The 15,241-nt window shown below is 59.4% G+C and carries 14 protein-coding genes and 1 riboswitch; of the genes, 8 read left to right on the forward strand and 6 right to left on the reverse strand.

Going from position 1 to position 15,241, the window contains the following annotated elements; translation table 11 throughout:
- Positions 1 to 72 precede the first annotated feature (72 nt).
- Together ACR1XU_RS10775 and ACR1XU_RS10780 are read right to left on the reverse strand one after the other, a co-directional pair.
- The gene (locus tag ACR1XU_RS10775) at positions 73 to 1,140 is read right to left on the reverse strand and encodes a glycosyltransferase family 4 protein (protein WP_480906723.1); all 1,068 of its coding nucleotides are present in this window, start codon (positions 1,138 to 1,140) and stop codon (positions 73 to 75) included.
- On the reverse strand, positions 1,140 to 2,312 hold the full coding sequence (locus tag ACR1XU_RS10780; RefSeq protein ID WP_480906720.1) for an MFS transporter: 1,173 nt from the start codon (positions 2,310 to 2,312) through the stop codon (positions 1,140 to 1,142). Before ACR1XU_RS10780 ends, ACR1XU_RS10775 begins: the two co-directional genes overlap by 1 nt.
- Positions 2,313 to 2,463: 151 nt before the next feature.
- Here ACR1XU_RS10780 and ACR1XU_RS10785 point away from each other — a divergent pair, with 151 nt between their 5' ends.
- The gene (locus tag ACR1XU_RS10785; protein WP_480906717.1) at positions 2,464 to 3,606 is read left to right on the forward strand and encodes a DUF3095 domain-containing protein; all 1,143 of its coding nucleotides are present in this window, start codon (positions 2,464 to 2,466) and stop codon (positions 3,604 to 3,606) included.
- A gap of 3 nt (positions 3,607 to 3,609) precedes the next feature.
- On the opposite strand, the gene ACR1XU_RS10790 is transcribed toward ACR1XU_RS10785, so the two are convergent.
- Positions 3,610 to 5,025, reverse strand: coding sequence for a pyridoxal phosphate-dependent decarboxylase family protein (locus ACR1XU_RS10790; RefSeq protein WP_480906714.1), 1,416 nt, complete (start codon positions 5,023 to 5,025; stop codon positions 3,610 to 3,612).
- A 211-nt stretch (positions 5,026 to 5,236) separates the two neighbouring features.
- Between ACR1XU_RS10790 and ACR1XU_RS10795 the strand changes: the two genes are divergently transcribed.
- The gene (locus ACR1XU_RS10795) at positions 5,237 to 5,935 is read left to right on the forward strand and encodes a fumarylacetoacetate hydrolase family protein (RefSeq protein WP_480906711.1); all 699 of its coding nucleotides are present in this window, start codon (positions 5,237 to 5,239) and stop codon (positions 5,933 to 5,935) included.
- A 3-nt stretch (positions 5,936 to 5,938) separates the two neighbouring features.
- Here ACR1XU_RS10795 and ACR1XU_RS10800 read toward each other — a convergent pair whose 3' ends face one another.
- Both ACR1XU_RS10800 and ACR1XU_RS10805 read right to left on the reverse strand, forming a co-directional pair.
- Entirely contained in the window at positions 5,939 to 7,153 is a 1,215-nt protein-coding gene (locus ACR1XU_RS10800; RefSeq protein WP_480906708.1) for a winged helix-turn-helix domain-containing protein, read from the reverse strand.
- A 4-nt stretch (positions 7,154 to 7,157) separates the two neighbouring features.
- On the reverse strand, positions 7,158 to 8,183 hold the full coding sequence (locus ACR1XU_RS10805) for a LacI family DNA-binding transcriptional regulator (protein WP_170612609.1): 1,026 nt from the start codon (positions 8,181 to 8,183) through the stop codon (positions 7,158 to 7,160).
- Between the two features lie 358 nt (positions 8,184 to 8,541).
- Positions 8,542 to 8,741: riboswitch (cobalamin riboswitch) on the forward strand.
- 129 nt (positions 8,742 to 8,870) lie between these two features.
- On the opposite strand from ACR1XU_RS10805, the gene ACR1XU_RS10810 reads away from it, so the two are divergent.
- From ACR1XU_RS10810 to ACR1XU_RS10830, 5 genes are read left to right on the forward strand one after another with little or no spacing between them, the layout of a single operon-like run.
- A complete protein-coding gene (locus tag ACR1XU_RS10810) occupies positions 8,871 to 9,656 on the forward strand; it encodes a DUF4198 domain-containing protein (RefSeq protein ID WP_480906705.1) in 786 nt (261 codons plus the stop codon).
- Between the two features lie 6 nt (positions 9,657 to 9,662).
- Positions 9,663 to 10,274 carry a cobalt transporter CbiM gene (cbiM, locus tag ACR1XU_RS10815; protein ID WP_480906701.1) on the forward strand — a complete coding sequence of 204 codons (612 nt, stop codon included), beginning with the start codon at positions 9,663 to 9,665 and terminating at the stop codon, positions 10,272 to 10,274.
- Positions 10,271 to 10,852, forward strand: coding sequence for a cobalt ABC transporter permease (locus ACR1XU_RS10820; RefSeq protein ID WP_480906698.1), 582 nt, complete (start codon positions 10,271 to 10,273; stop codon positions 10,850 to 10,852). The genes cbiM and ACR1XU_RS10820 overlap by 4 nt, the downstream gene beginning before the upstream one ends.
- Entirely contained in the window at positions 10,852 to 11,634 is a 783-nt protein-coding gene (cbiQ, locus tag ACR1XU_RS10825; protein ID WP_480906695.1) for a cobalt ECF transporter T component CbiQ, read from the forward strand. Before ACR1XU_RS10820 ends, cbiQ begins: the two co-directional genes overlap by 1 nt.
- Positions 11,631 to 12,287: an energy-coupling factor ABC transporter ATP-binding protein gene (locus ACR1XU_RS10830; RefSeq protein ID WP_480906693.1), complete on the forward strand. Its 657-nt coding sequence runs from the start codon at positions 11,631 to 11,633 to the stop codon at positions 12,285 to 12,287. Before cbiQ ends, ACR1XU_RS10830 begins: the two co-directional genes overlap by 4 nt.
- Before the next feature lie 45 nt (positions 12,288 to 12,332).
- Here ACR1XU_RS10830 and ACR1XU_RS10835 read toward each other — a convergent pair whose 3' ends face one another.
- The gene (locus tag ACR1XU_RS10835) at positions 12,333 to 13,361 is read right to left on the reverse strand and encodes an AraC family transcriptional regulator (RefSeq protein ID WP_480906690.1); all 1,029 of its coding nucleotides are present in this window, start codon (positions 13,359 to 13,361) and stop codon (positions 12,333 to 12,335) included.
- A 112-nt stretch (positions 13,362 to 13,473) separates the two neighbouring features.
- Here ACR1XU_RS10835 and ACR1XU_RS10840 point away from each other — a divergent pair, with 112 nt between their 5' ends.
- Complete coding sequence (locus ACR1XU_RS10840; RefSeq protein WP_480906687.1) at positions 13,474 to 15,237, forward strand: acyl-CoA dehydrogenase family protein; 1,764 nt, start codon at positions 13,474 to 13,476, stop codon at positions 15,235 to 15,237.
- The last annotated feature ends 4 nt before the right edge of the window (positions 15,238 to 15,241 follow it).

Genomic DNA, 15,241 nt, shown 5'->3' on the forward strand with positions numbered 1-15,241 from the left:
TTGCGGCGAAGAAAAAAGACTAATCGAAGCGAATTTCGGCGCGGAACACCAATTTGACACCGTTGGAGCGGGTCAATGCTCCTCCAACAAGGATCGATAGACCCGAACGATGGCTTCTGCCTCGCCCTCGATTCGAAATTTCTGCTCGACATGGGCCCGTGCAGCCTGCCCGGCCTGCGCCAGTTTTTCGCGGTCTTCCAACATGTCCTGCAACGCGCCCGCCAGCGCCTTTGCGTTGTCTTTCTCGACCAGACGGCCGGTCACACCATCTTCGATCTGCGCGCTGAATGCGCCAACGCCGTGACAGGCGATGGCAGGCACGCCTGACGCCATCGCCTCGAGCGGGGTCAGGCCGAAGCCTTCGTGCCGTGCAGGGGCCACGAACAGGTCCAGCGCGCGATAGGTTTCCACGATCTCTTCCCACGGACGCTCGCCCAGAAAATGCACCCGGTCCGCCAACCGGGCGGCCTTGAGCTTTTGTTCCTGTTCCTGCTGAAAGCCTTCGAACTCATTGGTGGCACGGCCGGTGAAGATAATCTGCGCATCAGGGTGGGACGGCAGAACCTCGATTGCGGCGTCCACCAGAAGGTCCACGCCCTTTTGCGGGCGGATACGGCCAAAACAGCCGATCAGAACGCCATCGTACAGACCGAGCTTCTGGCGCAGGGCTTGCTTGGATTGTGCGGGATGAAACAGGTCCGTGTTCACTCCGTGCATGATGACAGTTGCCGGGTGTTTCAGAAACGAAGCCGCCTGCGGCGTGGTCGCGATCAGCGCATCCATCTTCGAGATCAGCCACTTGGTAAACCCCGAATGATCGCGCTGCGCGGCCGAAGTGAAGAGCAGGCGGAAATTGCGCCGGAACAGATGTTTCAGCGCCAGTCCTGCCAGCATCTCGGTGTTGCGCCGGGCATGCCAGACCCGTTGCACCCGGTTTGACAGAAACGGAACCTTCCATAGCCGGATGTGCGGCAGATCGTCGGGCAGTCCGGGTCCTGTCGCGCGAATTTCGATCATGTCGCGTTGGATCGGTAAAAGCCGAATGATCGTTGTGGTCACGCCTGACAGGCTGTGTTTCAGGTTGGGCGCGATGACCTCGATTTCCCGCACTGTGATCTCCTGTTCAGGGTTGATTGGCATCAGTCTATGCTGTCGCGGCTGAATAGGTAAATCAGGCAGCCAATCGCAACTGTTATGGCAAAGAACCCGAAAATGGCCGTATAGGGCGCAGCGTGCCCCGCGCCTTCTGTAGCGGCATGAAGCCGCCCGGTGGCAAACTGCGCCACGCCAACGCCGCCAATTCCAAACAGGTTCAGCAGGGTGACGCCCCGGCCGACCAGATGCGGGGGGATGAACGCGCGGCCATGCGCCATGATCACGGGAAATGTGGCGCCGGTAAATCCGATCAGGGCCAGCAGGATGACGGACACCCAGACCGCGTCGGCGACCCAGATACACAACAGGATCAGGGACACAGCGCTGAGCGCGTTGCCGCCGAAGATCACCCATTTGCGTGTGCCAAGAATCCGGTCAAGCGGGCCATAGACAAAGGTTCCCGCAATCATCGCTGCACCCATTACCAGGGTTGCCTGCCCGATTTGCGCGGTGCCCAGGCCAAAGACGTCCTGCAGGTACGGCCCGGCCCACAATCCTCGCAGCGCCCCGGAAGGCGCATAGGCCACCAGCATCAACGGAAGTATCGTCCAGAGCGCTGGTTCCCTGAGCAGATCCAGCAACGATCCTTTCTGTTCTGTTTCGATCTTATGCGGATCGTGGACCGTCAGCCAGATTCCAATCGCCACAAAGCCCGAGATCGCCGCCAGTCCGGCCAGCGTTGCGCGCCAGCCCATCAGTTCGACCGCCAGTGCCGTCGGGTACGAGGCCACCAGATTACCGACGGAACCGACACCCAGCATGACGGCGGCCAGCGTGGCAAAACGGGCGGGTGGGAACTCGCGCGCGAAGATATAGTACGAGGCCATCAGCACCGGAGAACACCCGATGCCGATCAGGGCCATCGCGATACTGATATGCAACGGCGCAGTTGCCATCGCAAAAACAGCGGCCCCTCCTGCACCGCCGATCATTAGCAACAAGGAAGCGGTCAGGCGGGGTCCGATCCGGTCAAGCGCCCAGCCGACCGGAATCTGCATCAGGGCGAATATGAAGAACCACAGGCCCGAGGCAAAGGCCAGGTCCTCGGGCGTGGCCCCCAGGTCGCGGCCCAGATCCACGCTGAGCACAGCCAGAAAAGCGCGAAAAAACTGGCTGAGCACATAGGCCAGACACAAAACCACCAATCCTGCCTGCATGATCTGCCCTCAACCTGAATACGGGCCATGCTTGGCATGTCGTGCCATCATGCACAAGCGCGTGTGCTATGCTGAATTTGGCGGACAGACATCACAATCGGGCTATTGTTCAAATCAGGAACCGACACAAGGCACCAACGCTGAGGGGACAATGAAAGACGTTCATTCCGATTTCTATGAATCCCTGCCGCTGTTGAGGGACTTTACCGAACTTGCAAAGCCTGCGCGGTTTACACCAGTACCGGATGACTGGGTCGTCGGGGTTGCGGATATCGTCGATTCGACCGGTGAAATCGCGCGGGGCCGGTACAAAACCGTGAATATGGTCGGTGCGGCGGTGATTTCGGGCATGATCAACGCAGTGGGCGGCAAGCTGTTTCCCTATATCTTTGGCGGCGACGGCGCGGGTTTCGCTGTCCCGGCCAGCGCAGCGGATACAGCCCGCGCCACCCTGTCCACTTTGCAGCGCTGGGCGCATGAAGAGTTTTCGATTTCCCTGCGCGGCGCCGTGGTGCCGGTTGCGGATATCCGGAATGCGGGGCGGGATTTGCGCGTTGCCCGCTATGCGCCATCTTCGGGCGTGGACTACGCGATGTTTTCGGGCGGTGGGCTGGCCTGGGCCGAGACGCAGATGAAGTCGGGGCAATACGCCGTTCCCGATGCGGCACCCGGCGCGCAACCGGATCTGACGGGCTTGTCCTGCCGGTGGTCCAACAGCCCGGCGAAACATGGCCAGATCGTATCGCTGGTTGTGCAACCGACCGCGACCGCGACAGAAATCGATTTTGCCGATCTGGCGCAGTCGGTGCTGTCCGTGTCCGAGGCGCTGGATCGCGCGGGCCACCCGGTGCCGGTCAACGGGCCGCCAATCTCGTGGCCGCCGCCGGGTATTGCGATCAATGCGCGTGTCATGCGCGCCGGCGGCAACATTCTTTGGCACACTGTGAAGATGTTGGGTGAAAACCTGTTCATCTTTCTGCTGTTTCTGTCCGGTAGGCGACTGGGCAGTTTCGAGCCCGAACATTACAAAGAAATGGTCAGCAAAAATGCGGATTTCCGCAAATTCGACGACGGCCTCAAGATGACGCTGGATTGCGACCAGGCCACGCTGGCACGCATCCGGCAGATGCTGGAACAGGCGCGCCAGCAGGGCAAGATCCGCTATGGCATCCATGCTCAGGACGAGGCGATGATGACCTGTTTTGTGCCCTCTGCCGTTCGCGATGATCACGTTCATTTTGTTGACGGCGCATCCGGCGGTTACGCCCAGGCCGCCGCCGGGATGAGGGCTTAGTCTCTAAGGTGTCAGGCCCCGGGCAATGTCCGTTATGACGTCATAGGCCATCATCACGTCCTGTTCCGTGGTTTCGAATTGTCCGGCCTGAAACCGGATGACCAGATCGCCATCCACACGTGTTTGTGTCAGGTAAATCCGTCCGTCATCATTGATGGCGTTGACCAACCGCAAATTCAGATCATCCGGGTCGGCGCAGCCTTCGGGCATGTACCGAAAGGACCAGAGTGACCACATCGGCGCCGTCGTGATCTGAAAATCCGGTTCCGACGCAAGTTTGTCATGCAGCGCTTTGGACCAGTTGACGTGATTTCGCATCCGCTGGCGTAGGCCTTCCAGCCCGTAGGTGCGTATCACGAACCACAGTTTCAGCGCGCGGAAGCGACGCCCCAATGGAACGGACCATTCCGAGTAATTGACGATCCCGTCTTTACCATGTGTTTTCAGGTATTCCGGGCTGATAGCCAGCGTCTGGACCAGATCTTCGGGCTTCTTCAGGAAATGCGCGCAGCAGTCGAACTGTACCCCCAGCCACTTGTGGGGGTTGAAGACGATGCTGTCAGCCTGTTCGATCCCGGGCCAGTAGTGCCGGTATTCGGGGCAGATCATGGCCGACCCGGCCCAGGCTGCATCGACATGGGAATAGAGGCCGTATTCGGCGGCGATTTCTAAGCAACGATCCACAGGATCGGTTGCCCCGACGCCAGTTCCGCCGACGCACAAAATGACGCCCGCAGGCTGCAAACCAGAGTCTAAATCTGCCTGAATGGCCGCTTCCAGCGCGTCGGGATCCATTCCGCGCCAGTCGCCCTTGATGGGAACGCGCACAAGGTTGTCTTCGCCAATTCCGGCAACCCAGATGGCCCTGTCGATTGAGGTGTGAACCTCGGATGAACAATAGATGCGCAGGGGTTTCTGCGCGAACAGCCCCTGTTTGTTGCCCTGCCAGGCCAGTGCCTTTTCCCGCATCGTCAAAACGGCGGCCAGCGTCGCCGACGAGGCCGAGTCCTGAATCACACCGGCGAATCCGTCCGGCAAATCCAAAGCCTGCCGCAACCAATCCATCATCCGGGTTTCCATCTCGGTCGCGGCAGGCGAGGTTTGCCACAACATGCATTGCGGTGCGATGGCGCTGGCCAGAAACTCACCCAGAACCGACGGGGCCGAGGCGTTGGAGTTGAAGTAGGCAAAGAACCGGGGGTGCTGCCAATGGGTGATGCCGGGCATTACGATCTGCTCAAAATCCCGGAAGATGTCTTCCATGGGCTGGGCGGTTTCGGGCGGTTCAGACGGTAACGCATTCAAGACCTCACCCGGTTCGCACCGTGCCCGGACGGGCCTGTCGCCAACGGTTTCGTGATAGTTCTGCGTCCAGTCAGCGACTTTTCGGCCCCATTCCGCGAATTCGTTCCACTGCATGCTATTCCCCGTGTTTCCGTCTGATCCGGGATGTCCCGGGTGTTTGAATTTCCGGGGCAGTGAGAGTTATCCGGAGCGAAAGGTCAATGCGTCTAAGAAACCCGAAGTCTTGAATGTCAGGTCAAAACGGTGTGCATCCCGGTCGCCAACGTCTTGCCAGTGATGGGAAGACACCTAAGATGCCCGGCGATGTTTCAAACTGGGGGCTGTCATGCAGGACAAGCTGTTTTCTTTTCCCGACCCTGTTGCGATACCGGTTGTCGGCGAGCAGGCCGAATATCCGGTGGGCCGGATTTTTTGCGTCGGGCGGAACTATGCGGCCCATGCGGCTGAAATGGGAAATACTGTGGACCGCGAGGCGCCGTTCTATTTCACCAAGTCCGCACCAAACGCCATCCTGACCGGGGCGACCGTGCCATATCCGCCGGGCACCGAAAACTATCATCACGAAATGGAGCTGGCGATTGCGATCGGTCAGCCGGTGTTCCGCGTCAGTCGCGAGCAGGCTTTGGGCGCGGTGTTTGCCTATGGCTGCGCGCTGGACATGACCCGCCGCGACCTGCAAATCCGTGAACGGAACAAGCAGCGCCCGTGGGATCTGGGCAAGGATCTGGAAAACGGTGCCGTTTTTGCGCCGCTGACCCGGTCAGAGAACTGGTCGCCGGACGAAGACAAACGCATTCATCTGAGCGTCAACGGTGAAGTCCGGCAGGATGCGACCCTGGATGAGCTGATCTGGAAAATAGATGAGATCGTCAGCCATCTTTCAAATTACTATCACCTTCGTCCGGGCGATCTGATCATGACAGGCACCCCGGCCGGTGTTGGTGCGGTCCAGGCCGGTGATGTGATTGATGGCGGAATTGACGGTCTTGAACCGATCCACCTGACCCTGTCAAAGGCTGAATAGAGCCTATTTAGGGTCTTTCAGCCAGCCGTCGGCAAGCTCAACACGATCAAGGCCGGCAAACCTGCGCACCCGGTCCAGCTCGGCCTCCAGACGGCGGGTGCGCGCCTCTGACCAGCGCAACTTTCGCTCGGGCCAGACGGATTGTACCCGCAATTCGCCGCAATCCCTGTGGGCCTTCATGTCGATCCGGCCGATCAGCCGATCACCTTCGAGCAGGGGGAAGACATAATAGCCGTAGGTTCTTTTGGGTGCGGGCACAAACACTTCGATCCTGTAGTGAAACCCGAACAGGCGTTCGGCGCGGTTTCGATCCCGCAGCATCGGGTCAAACGGGCTGAGCACGCGAATCCTGCCCGGTGGCGCGGGCAGTTCACGGGCCTCTTCAACCAAACCCGGGCGGGAAAACACTTTCCTCTTACGCCCATCCGCGCAACTGATTTCGACTTCCTCAATTGCGCCGTTTTTCTGGGCCGCGGCGCACCAGTCTTTCGCCTCGGCCGCGCCGACCGTATCCCAGAACGCAGCTAGTTCGCCCGATGTTGCAAACCCCAACCTGTCCAGGGCGGCGTTGCACAGCCAGTCCACCGTTCCTTCGGCATCGCATGGTGCATGACCGGGGCACAGATGAGTTTCGATCACCCGTTCGGTCAGGTCGTAGCGTTTCTGAAAGCCGTCCCGGCCAATGACGGTCAGCGCGCCCGAGCGCCACAAGAACTCCAGCGCGGTTTTGGACGGGTGCCAGTCCCACCAGCCGCCCGATCCTTTCTTTTCGTCCTTTCCCACATCGGACGAGGATACCGGACCGTGATCGCGGATGTGCAGCAGAACCGAGGCGAACTGTTGTTCAAATCCATCCCGCCGCCAATTCTTCCAGCGGGCTTTCAACAAATCGGCGTCGCGCTGAAAGCGCAGGTGCCAATGCCGGTAGAACTCCATCGGAATAACGGCGGCGTCATGTGTCCAATGCTCGAACAGCGCCCTGTCCCGTTCATACAGGCGCTTCAGATGTGTGCTGCGATAGGTGGACCTGCGCGAAAACAGGATCATGTCATGGGCGCGGGCCACGGTGTTGATACTGTCCAACTGAACAAAACCAAGCCGTCGGATCAGGTCCAGAAGATCCGCGCCCTTTGCGCTGCCCGACGGGGTTTCGGACAGCAAGTGACGATCCATGAACGCCGCACGGGCTGTCCGGTTGTCCAGTTTCGGCAGTGCCAAGACTCTAACGCCGCTTCAGTGTGTCGCCGTAGCTGATTTTTGGCGTCAGTGTCACGCGGGTTTCAATCTCGGCTTCCGGGTCGGCCAGCTGTGCCGCGATGATCCCTGCGGCCTGACGGCCAATTTCCAGCCGGCAGGCATCCATGGTTGCCAGTTTGCGAGGCAGACCTTGCAGCAGTTCGACATTGTTGAACCCTGCCAGCCCGATTTGACCAGGGATGTCTATCCCCTGATCCAGCAGGTACAACAGCCCGCCAGCGCCGATCATATCATTGGAATAATACAGAAAATCCAGTTCCGGCGACCGTTCCAGCATCGCCTGCGTCATCTCGCGCCCCTTGGCCAGTGCCGACCCGCCCGAGTAGAACTCGCGGTCCTCGATCTCGATCCCGTGTTTGCCCAGAACCTCGGTAAAGCCTTCGAATCGTTTGCGCGCGCGGTGGTCCAAAGGCATCTTGGTCCCCATGAAACCGATATGCTGGTATCCGGCCTTCAGTATGGCCTGCGCCATTTCGCGGCCGGCACGGCGGTGCGAAATGCCGACCATCGCATCCACTGGTTTGCCGTCGGTATCCATGATTTCGACCACCGGAATGCCCGCGGAATCCAGCATCGCCCGGGCCGCTTCCGTGTGTTCCAGACCCGCGATGATCACGCCCGAAGGCCGCCACGAGAGCATCTCGTAAAGGACCTTTTCCTCTTTTTCCGGCAAATAATCGGTCACGCCGACCACTGGCTGCAATTCGGTGTCTTCCAGCACCTGATTGATGCCGGTCAGGACCTCGGGGAAGACCATGTTGGACAGTGACGGGATGATGACAGCGACCAGATTGACCCGGCTGGATGCCAGCGCACCCGCAATTTTGTTGGGCACGTATCCCAGCTCTTTTGCGGCGGCCAGAACCCGTGTTCGGGTCGCATCTGATACATCACCCCGATTGCGCAGGACCCTGCTGACCGTCATTTCGGATACCCCCGACGCTTCCGAGACATCGCGAAGGGTAAGCGGGCGTTTTGTTTCTGTGGTCACGAGGCACCTGCACTGTTGTTTTGCCCGATGGTAGCGTGAACACGGCGGCAAATACAACAACTCTGCTTCTGCATCGAGCGCTGGGCCGGTCGGACCTTTTGTGCATCGGAGCGACCCTACATATTTGCGGCGAGTTCAATTTTAAACGCGAGTCAACGCCCGCAGTTTCAGGCCTAAAAATCTCAAGTCCGCGAACTGAACCGACGACTATTGAACGCGGAAAGATATCTAAGAAAATACACACACTCGCGGTGGCGCATACCAAACCGCGTAGCAAGCGCGAACATGCAATTTCTGATTTCGCAAATGGCCCATGCAACGCCGCAATCAATTGTTGACCGTGTCTTACATATTCTGGCATGAACGGGCCATGTTCGGTTCCGGGGACATCCTCGGAAGCAATAGGGAATGCAGTGCGGCACATTTCGCCAACTCTGCAACTGCCCCCGCAACTGTAGGCGGCGAGCGCGGCTGATAATGCCACTGGGGTATCCCGGGAAGGTTAGTTTAGCGCTTTGACCCGCAAGTCAGGAGACCTGCCGAACATGCGCCCTTGGAAGGGGCGTTCATCATCGGCGACGGGGTGTGCGCCGGATCTGTTTGCCCGACAAGGCAGATGGCTTCGCGTTCCCCATCGTCAAAGCAGAATTGTGCCGGGGAAGGCGCGACGTGAGAAGGACTCGATTTGTGAAAAAACTGCTGGTGGCTGCAACGGCTGCTTTGGCGATGCCTGCATTGGCGCAGGCCCATTTCCTGCTGGAATATACCGACGACACGATGATCGAACGCCCCGGTGACGTTCCGGTCAAACTGGTTTTCTGGCACCCGTTTGAAGCTGGTCACGTGATGACCCTGGAAAGACCGGAAGAATTCTTTGTAATCCACAACGGTGAAAAAACCGATCTGATGGATACGCTGGAAGAAACCACTTTTGAAGGACCGGACAACATCGCCAAAGCGTTCCTGGGCTCGATTCAGGTTAAACGCTCGGGTGACTATGTGGTGGTTACAGTTCCTGCGCCTTACTACGAAGAATCAGAGGATATCTATATCCAGCAAATCACCAAGGCTTACCTCAACCGAAACGAACTGCCGACCGACTGGGATCAGCCGCAGGGGCTGGCCACCGAGATTCTGCCGCTGAACAAACCTTACAACATCATCGCCGGGTCAACCTTTACCGGTCGCGTGTTGAGCGAGGGACAGCCCGTCGCCGGCGCAGAAATCGAAATCGAGTACATCGCCGCAGCACCGGACATGACCGGCACCGGCGCGAAGGACGCCACCGTGTCCCCATTGCCGGGCGGCGCGTTGGTCGCGATTTCGGATGACAACGGATATTTCACTTTTGGTGTGCCAAAAGCCGGGTACTGGGGCTTCGCCGCTTTGGGCGTGGGTCCGGAAACCGAGCATGAAGGCAAAGAGCTGAGCCAGGATGCGGTCATCTGGATCCGCGCCTGGGATCTGGAGTAAGCCTGAATGCACGTCGTCGACGGAGCCCTTTCAAACCCTGTCGTGATCGGCGGTGCGGTCGCCGCGGCTGGCGGGATCGCATTGGGCCTGAAATCGCTGGATCTGGATCGCATTCCCACGGCGGGCGTGTTGTCGGCCAGCTTTTTTGTCGCCTCGCTGATCCATGTGCCGATTGGCCCGTCGTCTGTGCATTTGATTCTGAACGGTCTGGCCGGGCTTCTGCTCGGCTGGGCCGCCTTTCCGGCCCTTTTTGTCGGCTTGCTGCTGCAAGCCGTGTTCTTCGGTTTTGGCGGATTGACCGTGCTGGGGATCAACACGGTGAATATCGCCCTTCCGGCGGTGTTGACCTGGATGATCTTTGGTCGTCTGATCGCACGTGGCTCGCCTGTTCAGGGGGCGATCTGGGGCGGCATCGGCGGTGCGTTTTCGATCGCCGCCACGACGGCTTTTGTCGCGGTCTCGCTGGCGCTGTCCGGCGATGAGTTCCTGCCCGCTGCCAAGCTTGTCTTTTTCGCCCACATTCCCGTCATGGCTATCGAGGCCGTGCTGACAGGTTTTGCCGTTCTTCTGGCCCGCAAGGTCAAACCGGAACTTTTTGTAAAGGTTGCGTCCACATGAAACAGTTGATCCTTGTTTGTACGCTTGCTCTCGCCCCGCTCCCGGCTCTTGCGCATAAGGTTATTGCAGGCGTTTTTCCGGCAGGCGACGCAATCGAAGGCGAGCTGGGGTTTTCCAATGGCGATATGGCCGCAGACCAGGAGGTCATCGTCTATGGCCCCGACGGCTCTGAACTGGGACGCACAGTAACCGATACGGACGGTTTCTTTCTCTACAGCCCGACCAGAGCGGTGACTCATACATTCAAGGCAGATCTGGGTGCAGGGCACGTCGCCGAAGTTGCCATGTCGGCCGACGAAGTGGCAGAAATCATGGGGGTCGAAGCCGAGCTTTCTGAAACAGCCACGCCGGTTGCATCTGCGGATGGCGCGGCAGCGGTGACTGTGGCCTCGCTCTCGGATGAGGAACGCGCCGCCATCGCCAAAGCGGTGCGCGACGAAACCCGCCCACTGCGGCGCGAGATCGCCGCCTACCGCGAGCACAATGATCTGCAGAACATCTTGGGTGGTATTGGCTATATCATTGGTCTGTTCGGCATCGGCTTTTACCTGGCCGCGCGAAAAAAGATGGCCACCTGATGGCACATGCGCTGGAACCACAGGCCAAAACACTGGCCGAGGCAGGCAAAGCCGCCCATTTCGGGATGATCGGAGACTACGATCCCCGTATGCGCATCGTTTTGGCCTGCATCTTTGCCATCGTCACGGTTGCCCTCAACAGCATTCCGGCGCTGATCGGCGCTTTGTCCGTCTCGCTTGGGTTACTGGTGATGTCACGCTTGCCAGTCGGCCGGACCCTCAAGCGTATGGCCATGATGGACAGCTTCATCATCTTCATGCTGGTGTTGCTGCCATTCTCAATGCCCGGTGACGCGATGTTCACGGTTTTTGGCTTTCCGGCCAGTTGGCAGGGCCTTTGGAAAGCTGTCGAGATTGCACTGACGGCCAACGCGGTCATCCTTGCGCTGATGGTTCTGGTCGGAACGATGGAACCTGTGACGCTTGGACACGCTTTGCACAAGCTGCGCTGCCCCGAGGCGCTTGTGCACCTTTTGATGTTCACCATCCGCTACATCGAGGTGTTGCGGGAAGAATACCTGCGCCTGCGCGGCGCGATGAAGATCCGCGGATTTCGCCCCGGCACAAACTGGCACACCTACCGAAGCTTCGGGTATCTGGTCGGCATGATGCTGGTGCGCGCGATTGAACGGTCCGAGCGGATTCTGGCGGCGATGAAATGCCGGGGGTTTTCCGGGCGTCTTTTGTTGCTGCAGGACTTTAACATGACACGACGCGATCACATGTTCGCCGCGATGCTGTGCACCGTTTGCCTTGGCCTGCTGTTCCTGGATTATCTATGACGATCCTCAAGCTTGAAGACATTTGTTTTGCATATCCCGGCCAGCCACCAGTGCTGGACGGCGCTTCGCTGCAGCTTGAACCGGGGCAGCGCCTGTCGATTGCGGGCCCGAATGGCGCGGGAAAATCTACCCTGTTTCGCATCGCCCTTGGCCTGCAAACACCAAGCGCCGGGCGCGTGACCGTCCTGGGAAAGGAAAGGCGCGTCGAGGCGGATTTTCACGAAGTCCGCCGTCAGGTCGGGCTGGTTTTTCAGGATCCTGATGATCAGCTGTTTTGTCCGACAGTGGCGGAAGACATCGCATTTGGTCCTCTCAACCTCGGGCGCAGCAAGTCCGAGGCGCTGGCCATAGTCGACAGAGTGCTTTCCGATCTGGATCTGTCAAGTCTGCGTGATCGCATTACGCACAAGCTCTCTGGTGGAGAGAAGCGGCTTGTGACCCTTGCAACCGTTTTGGCGATGGAGCCCGAGGCGCTGCTTTTGGATGAGCCCACCAATGCGCTTGACGCCAAAAATGAAGCGCGACTTCTAGAGATTCTTTGTGGCCTGCCGCAGGCAATTCTGCTGGTCAGCCACGCACCATCGTTTCGGGAAGCACTGGCGCCGGATACGCTGGAACTGCGGAACGGGCGGATTGTCAGCCCAAGTGAATGATCTGTTCCCACGAGGTATGCGAACGTCCGCGACGAAGTGCCGTCGTCAGGAAGCCTGCGCGTGCACACGGTATGACCCGGGGGTCCGGCTGGTCCACTTTCGAAAGGCGCGGTGAAAATTCGCCGGAGCCGAAAATCCGGTGTCAAAGGCGATCTGTTCAATACTGAGCGTACTTTGCTGAAGCGCGCGGATGGCAATGTCGCGGCGCAGTGCATCCTTGATGTCCTGAAAAGAAGTTCCTTCTTCTTTCAAACGCCTGTTCAAGGTCCGCGGCGTCATTTTCAGGGCACGCGCTGCATCCGGAAGCTGGCAGGTTTGCCATGTTGCGCCGTAGAGAAACGCGCGGACGCGAAGGCTGTTTGTATGCGCGCGCGAACCAGTAAAGATCCAGTCCAGCGGCGCGCGTTCAAGGAACACGGACGCCTCAGCCGAACTGCGGGTTACCGGGCGGGTGAACAGACGCGGGTCGAAAAGGATACTGGTCTGCCGAGCGTCAAACTCGACCGCGCATGGGAAGACGACGGCGTAGTCGGCGGCAAACTCCGGGCGGGCAAAGGCAAAGCGAACGGCTTTTACCGGTGTTTCCGTCCCGCCAAGCCAGGACAAAAGCCCATGCGCCAGTTTCAGGATCAGCATGTGGCCGAAACGCTGCGGGCGGGTGTCGTCCGAATATGGGACCAACGCCAGTTCCACCGCGTCGGATTTGCTGTGCAAGTCCAGGTGGAAGTCATCCAGAAGCAGGTTCCAAAATGTCGAGAAACGATAAAGTGCCGAGGCCAGGCTGCTCGCTTCGCGCTGTACAGTCACCAGATGCTGCAGGGCGCGGGGCCGGATCGGACGGCTCCAGAGGCCCATCATTTCGTCCCCGGTTTCGGGCGCGGCAAGCTGATAAAGCCGGGCGATTTCATTCAGTGTGACGCGTTGAGAAGGTGCCATCTGGTTGGCCTGCAGGCCCGAACGCTCCAACAGCGATGTCATCTCAGCCGGAGTGCAACGGGACTTCAGCGCATCCAGCCAATCCTGGATAAATCCCGCCGATACAGTCGTCAGAGATATGGGGTCATGGCTCGTCATCTGAACCTCAGGTTGGCGTGATCGGATACCATTTTGTCAAGAAATGAGCTTATCGGCAAACCATTGGGCGGGTAGATGACGCGAAACCATAGTCGCCGCAGGGGAGCCTGGCATGTCCTATCAGCCGCCCGTTCAGGATTTGATGTTTTGCATCGAACACTTGTCCCACTGGGAAAAGGTGTCTCGGGTGGAAGTGTATTCGGAATACGACCTGACGGATATTGGTGCCGCGCTCGAGGGATATGCCCGGTTCTGCAGCGAACAGATCGCGCCATTGTCACATATCGGGGACACGCTGGGCGCGCAGTTCGACAGTGGCCGCGTGTCGATGCCCGAAGGTGATGCGCAAGCTTACGCGCAGTTCGTCGAAATGGGGTGGCAGGCGCTGACCCATCCGGTGGAATATGGCGGGATGGGATTGCCGCGTGCCGTCGGCGCGGCTGCCGTTGAAATGCTGAATGCCGCTGATATGAGCTTTGGTCTTTGCCCGCTGCTGACCGACGGGGCGATTGAGGCGTTGCTGCTGACCGGTTCGGACGAACAGAAAGCCACCTATCTGGAACCGCTGATCGCAGGGCGCTGGTCCGGCACGATGAACCTGACCGAACCGCAGGCAGGCAGTGATCTGGGCCGCGTGGCGACCAGGGCGGCGCAGCGTGGGGATGGCAGCTACGGCGTCTCTGGCACCAAGATCTTCATCACATATGGCGCGCACGATCTGACCGAGAACATCATTCATCTGGTGCTGGCCCGCACACCTGACGCGCCTGACGGGCCGAAGGGGCTGAGCCTGTTCATCGTTCCGCAAAAACTGGTGGGGCCGGATGGCACTCCGGGCGTCGAGAACACGGTCAATTGCATAAGCATCGAACACAAACTGGGCGTTCGTGCCAGCCCGACGGCGGTTCTGGAATACAAAGACGCCACCGGTTTCCTGATCGGCGAGGAAAACCGCGGACTGGAATACATGTTCATCATGATGAACGCCGCTCGGTTTTCTGTTGGGGTTCAGGGCATCGCGACCTCTGAACGGGCTTACCAACGCGCTCTGGCTTATGCGCGCGACCGGGTGCAGAGCCGTCCCGTGAATGGTCAGGCCAAAGACGCGGTCGCCATCATCGAACACCCGGACGTACGCCGTATGCTCATGCGGATGCGCGGCCTGACCGAAGGTGGCCGGGCTATGGCGGCCGCAACGGCAGGCCTGCTGGACATCGCGCATCTTCAGGACGATCCGGCAATCGCTGCGCTGGCCGAATTCATGGTCCCGCTGGTCAAAGGCTTCTGCTCGGAACGCGCGGTCGAGGTCGCCTCGCTGGGCGTGCAAATCCACGGCGGCATGGGCTTTATCGAAGAAACAGGAGCCGCGCAGCACTACCGCGACGCCCGCATTCTGCCGATTTACGAAGGCACCACAGCCATTCAGGCCAACGATCTTCTGGGCCGCAAGGTGATGCGCGACGGAGGAGAAACCGCCCGCCGGTTCGCCGCCCGAATAGCCGAGACTGAAGCGCAACTGGCAAAAGGAGATGCCAGCGCGCAGGCAATTGGCGCAAGTCTTGCTCAGGCGCGCGGCGCATTTGAGGCCGCGCTGGATTGGTTGCTGGAAAACAGCCGAAAGGATATCGACGCTGCCTTTGCAGGCTCTGTCCCGTTCCTTATGCTGGCCGGGACACTCGCGGCAGGGTGGAAACTGGCAAAGGGTGCCGTGGCTGCGCAAAGTGCACTGGACGCCGGGCAGGATACACAATTCATGACCCAGAAAATCGCCACTGCCCTGTTTTTTGCCCAGCACATTCTGCCTGAATGTGCAACCGAACACGCCCGCATCCTGCATGGCTCGCGCAGTCTGCTTGACGCGACTTTCCCCGAATAACGCC

This window comes from Ruegeria sp. D1(2025) (assembly GCF_056536425.1).